The organism is Xanthomonas sp. SHU 308 (assembly GCF_000364645.1).
In the GTDB taxonomy this organism is placed as follows: Bacteria; Pseudomonadota; Gammaproteobacteria; order Xanthomonadales; family Xanthomonadaceae; genus Xanthomonas_A; species Xanthomonas_A sontii.
In genome coordinates this window covers 1-5,083 of sequence record NZ_AQOK01000662.1, presented here as the reverse complement: position 1 = coordinate 5,083, position 5,083 = coordinate 1, and the positions used below count along the sequence as shown (strand labels likewise).

Genomic DNA, 5,083 nt, shown 5'->3' with positions numbered 1-5,083 from the left:
TGTCGCAACCCGTGGCGGGCGCGCGGCGCGATGCGCCGATCCCCCGCAAGCCGGCAGGAGCCGCGACGATGGCAACACCTCCCCAACCCCAGACCGATCCCCAGCCCGAGGGCGATGCGCCCAGCCAGGTCGACCAGGCGGTCGCCCAGGGCGGCGCCTACGACGTGCTGCGCAAGCGCTTGGTCGAGCAGGGCGCGCGGCTGCAGGACGCGGTCGAGGCGCTCAACCGGCAGCGCCTGCAGGAGTTCGGCGACAGCCGTCTCGAGGTGGACGGCCGCTTCCGCATCCGCACCGAGCACAATTGCGTCGGCCGCGACATCGTGCAGGTCGGGCCGGACCTGCTGCTGTTCGGCTACAACGTGTTCCTCGGGCTCAAGAACCAGACCCGCGTGCAGGACGTGTTCGGGCTGTACCGGCTGGTCGAGGGCGCCGACGGCTACGACGTCAGCCCGATCGACCTGGCCGGCAGCTTCCTCGGCCAGGCCGGCTTCGTGCACGACTTCGGCGAGCTGTACGCCTACTACAAGCACGCGCGGCTGCTGCAACTGATCGTCATCGGCGGCAAGCTGCTGGCGGCGTTCCAGATCGGCGAGCGCAGCAGCGACGTGCGCGTATTCCGCTGGGCGCAGGACAGCGACGGCGCGCTCACCTACATCGATGCGCGCGGCGAACGCGACATCGCGCTGCCGCCGCCGTTCGACTTCGAATGGACCCGCGCCACCCGCGAGATGGCGGTGAACGGGCGCCATTCGCATCTGAACATCCTCGATACCCTGTTCGTGGAGACCATCGGCGGCGATCTGACCATCAAGGTCGAGAACAACACCGAGACCGGGCAGGGCATCTACAGCGAACCGGTGGAGGACAAGACCCAGTCGCTGGACGATGCGCAGTTCGATTTCGCGCGGGTCGGCAGCCTGGTCCTGCTCAAGGTGCTGCCGTATCGCGAGACGCAGTGGCGCGGGCTGATCTACAACACGCTCAGCGGCCGCATCGTGCGCAACGACGCCATCGTGCAGGCCTGCGTGCAGCTGCCCGAGGACCACGGCATCATTTTTCCCGGCGGCTATTACCTGCAGAACGGCGATCACAAGGCGTTCGACGCGGCGATGGACGGGATGCAGTTCAAGCGCGCGATCCGCTCGCCCAACGGCGAGGACGTGCTGTACATCTTCTACGAGCGCGAGGGCGGCAAGTCCGCGCTGTTCGTCTACAACACCATCCGCCGCGCGCTGCAGAACCCGGTGTTCGGCCATGGCTACGCGTTGCTGCAGGACGGGCGCATGGTGCTGTTCCATGCCGAGGGCAGCGAGCCGACCCGGATCCATCCGATGCAGGTCTGGCAGACTCCCTTCAGCAGCGACGAGTTCGCCGCCAGGCGCCCGCCGAGCAACACCTTCCTCGGCCGCATCGGCAATGCCGAGCTGGTGCGCGGCATCTCCAGCCTGTTCGGGCTGGCGCGCGCGATCGACCGCGACGAGGTGTCGGTGCAGCGCTACCAGTTGCTGGTGGAGGACGCGCGGCGCCTGTTCGACGCGCACCATTGGCTGGAGGACGCGCACTGCGGCGACCTGGCCGGCGTGCTGCGCGGCATCAGCGCCACCGGCGAGGCGGTGCTGGACGAATACGAAAAGGTGCTTTCGATCCGCCAGCAGTCCGACCAGGCGATGGCCGAGGCCACGGCCGCGCACAAGGCGCTGCTGGCGCGGCTGCAGCCGGAGAACTGGAACAGCATCCAGGAGTTCGTCGAACCGCTCAACGCCATCGCCGCACAGCGCGGCCATCTGCTGACTATCCGCGAGTACCGCTACATCGACACCGATGCGATCGATGCGATGGGCGCGACGCTGCAGCAGGCCCACGACACGGTCGGCGCCGCCACCGGGCGTTTCCTCGGCAGCGAAAGCGCGCTGGCGCCGTTGCACGCGCGCCTGGCCGAGCTGGACGCGGCGGCGCAGGCGGCGGCGACCGCGCGCGGGCTGTCCGAGCAGGTGCAGGCGATGCAGGCGATGTCGGCCGACCTGGACCTGCTGTCGGAACTGATGGCCGGGCTCAAGGTCGACGACGCCACCGAGCGCACCCGCGTGGTCGAGGCCCTGTCCGAAGTCTACGCGCGGCTCAACCAGGCGCGCGCGCGTGCCGAGCAGCGCCGCAAGAGCCTGGGTTCGGCCGAGACCGTGGCCCAGTTCGGCGCGCAGTTCGCGCTGTTCGGCCAGGCGATCACCAGCGCGCTGGCGCTGTCCACCGATCCCGAGCGCGCCGACGAGCAACTGTCGCGGCTGATGGTGCAACTGGAGGAACTGGAGAGCCAGTTCGGCGAGCACGAGCAGTTCCTCGGCGACATCCTCAGCAAGCGCGAGGAACTGGTCGAGGCGTTCGAGACGCACAAGCAGGCCTTGCTCGACGACCGCCAGCGCAAGGCGCGCTCCTTGCTGGACGCGGCCTCGCGCATCCTCGACGGCCTGCCGCGGCGCACCGAGCGCTTCGCCAACGCCGACGAACTCAACGCCTTCTTCGCCGGCGACCCGCTGATTCTCAAGCTGCGCGAGCTGGCCGAGCGGCTGCGCGGCTACCGCGACAGCGTCAAGGCCGACGACGTCGAGGCGCGGCTGAAGGGCGTGCGCGACCAGGCGGTGCGTGCGCTGCGCGACCGCAGCGAGCTGTTCGAGGCCGGCGGCAACGTGGTGCGGCTGGGTCCGCGGCACCGCTTCAGCGTCAACACGCAAGCATTGGACCTGACCCTGCTGCCGCGCGAGGATGGACTGGCGCTGCATCTGACCGGCACCGACTACCTGGAGCCGCTGCAGGACGCCGCGTTGGACGCCACCCGCGCCTACTGGCAGGTGACGCTGGATTCGGAATCGCCCACGCTGTACCGCGGCGAATACCTGGCCGGGCGCATGCTGGAAGCGGCGCTGGCGGGCGAGGAGGGGTTGAGCCTGGATGCGCTGGCGCAACTGGCGGCCACACCCGACGCGCTGGCGCGCAGCGTGCGCGACTTCGCCGCGCCGCGCTACCGCGAGGGCTACGAGCGCGGCATCCACGACCACGACGCCACGCGCATCCTGCAGGCGCTGCTGCCCTTGCAGCAGGCCGCGGGCACGCTGATGCACGCCCCGGCCGCGCGCGCGCTGGCGCTGGCGTTCTGGGCCGAACGCCAGCGCGAGGAGGAGGTGGCCGCGTGGGTCGCGCGCCAGGCCGGCGTCGATGCGATCGCGCGCCTGTTCGGCGCGCGCGACGGCCGCGACGCGCTGCAGGCCGAGATGGCGCAGGCCATGCAGCGCTTCGCCGAGGACGCAGGGCTTGCGTTCGATGCCGCCCAGGCGCGGGCGGCCGCCGCCTACCTGGCGGCCGAACTGGCGCAGGGCGAACCGACTTTCCCGTTCAGCCGGCATGCGCGGGAACTGCTCGATGCGCTGCATGCGCGGCTGGCCGAGGCCGGGCTGCGCGAGCAGTTCGAGCAAGGCCTGGAACGCGTGCGCGGCAAGCTCGGCGCTGCCTGGACGCAGGCCAGCCAGTGGGTGCAGGGCCTGTGCCACGATCCGCGCTTCGCGGTCCACGCCGGCTACGCGCCCGAGGCGGTGGCGATCGCGCTGCTGGCGCCGCGGCTGCGCAGCCGCGCCAGCGAGGTGGCGTTGATGGCTACGGTGGAGGGCCTGCTCGGCGAACATCCGCGCATCGAAGGCGGGCGCCTGCGCCTGGCCATCGACGATTTCCTGGCGCGCCTGCGCCACCACGAGCAGGTGTTCGTGCCCGGCTTCCGCCAGTACCAGATACTGCGCCAGCAGGTCATCGCCCGCGAGCGCGAGCAGTTGCGCCTGTCCGAGTTCAAGCCGCGGCCGCTGTCCTCGTTCGTGCGCAACAAGCTGATCAATGAGGTCTACCTGGGCGTGATCGGCGACAACCTGGCCAAGCAGATGGGCACGGTCGGCGAGAACAAGCGCAGCGACCTGATGGGCATGCTGATGCTGATCTCGCCGCCCGGCTACGGCAAGACCACGCTGATGGAGTATGTCGCCAGCCGGCTCGGCCTGGTCTTCATGAAGATCAATGGTCCCGCGCTGGGCCACGCGGTGCGCTCGCTGGATCCGGCGCAGGCGCCGGACGCCACCGCGCGACAGGAATTGCTCAAGCTCAATCTCGCGCTGGAGATGGGCAACAACACCATGCTGTACGTCGACGACATCCAGCACACGCACCCGGAATTCCTGCAGAAGTTCATCTCGCTGTGCGACGGCACGCGCCGCATCGAGGGCGTGTGGAAGGGGCGCACGCGCACCTACGACATGCGCGGCAAGAAGTTCTGCGTGGTGATGGCCGGCAATCCGTACACCGAGTCCGGCGAAGTGTTCAAGATTCCGGACATGCTCGCCAACCGCGCCGACATCTACAACCTGGGCGACGTGCTCGGCGGCATGGAGGAGGCGTTCCTGCTCAGCTACATCGAGAACGCGCTCACCTCCAATCCGGTGCTCGCGCCGCTGGCCACGCGCGAGCTGGCGGATCTGTACCTGCTGGTGGATCGCGCGCGCGGCAAGGAGATCTCCGGCAACGCGCTCAGTCATGCCTACAGCGGCGCGGAGATCAACGAGATCGTGGCCACGCTGCAGCGCCTGCTGCGCGTGCGCGAGGTGGTGTACAAGGTCAACCAGCAGTACATCGCCAGCGCCGCGCAGGACGATCGCTACCGCACCGAGCCGCCGTTCCGGCTGCAGGGCAGCTACCGCAACATGAACAAGCTGGCGGAGAAGGTCTCGCCGGTGATGAACGAGGCCGAGTTGCAGCAGCTGATCTCCGACCACTACCTGGGCGAGGCGCAACTGCTGACCAGCGGTGCCGAGGAGAACCTGCTCAAGCTGGCCGAGTTGCGCGGCGCGATGGGCGCCGAGGAACAGGCGCGCTGGGACCAGATCAAGCGCGACTTCCTGCGCAACAAGGCGATGGGCGCCGACGAGGCCGATGTCGGCGGGCGCATGGTGGCGCAGCTGGCGGACATCGCAGGCGGCCTGCAGGGGCTGCGTGCCGAGCCGAGTCCGGAACCGGCACGCTGGGAGCAACTTCTTGCGCTGCTGCGGCAGGTGCT

1 protein-coding gene is annotated in these 5,083 nt (G+C 69.5%); it reads left to right on the top strand.

Going from position 1 to position 5,083, the window contains the following annotated elements; all coding sequences use genetic code 11:
* Nucleotides 1-68 precede the first annotated feature (68 nt).
* Nucleotides 69-5,083, top strand: a 5,015-nt coding sequence (locus D588_RS25325) for a DNA repair ATPase (protein ID WP_017916993.1), incomplete at its 3' end; no start/stop codon positions are given.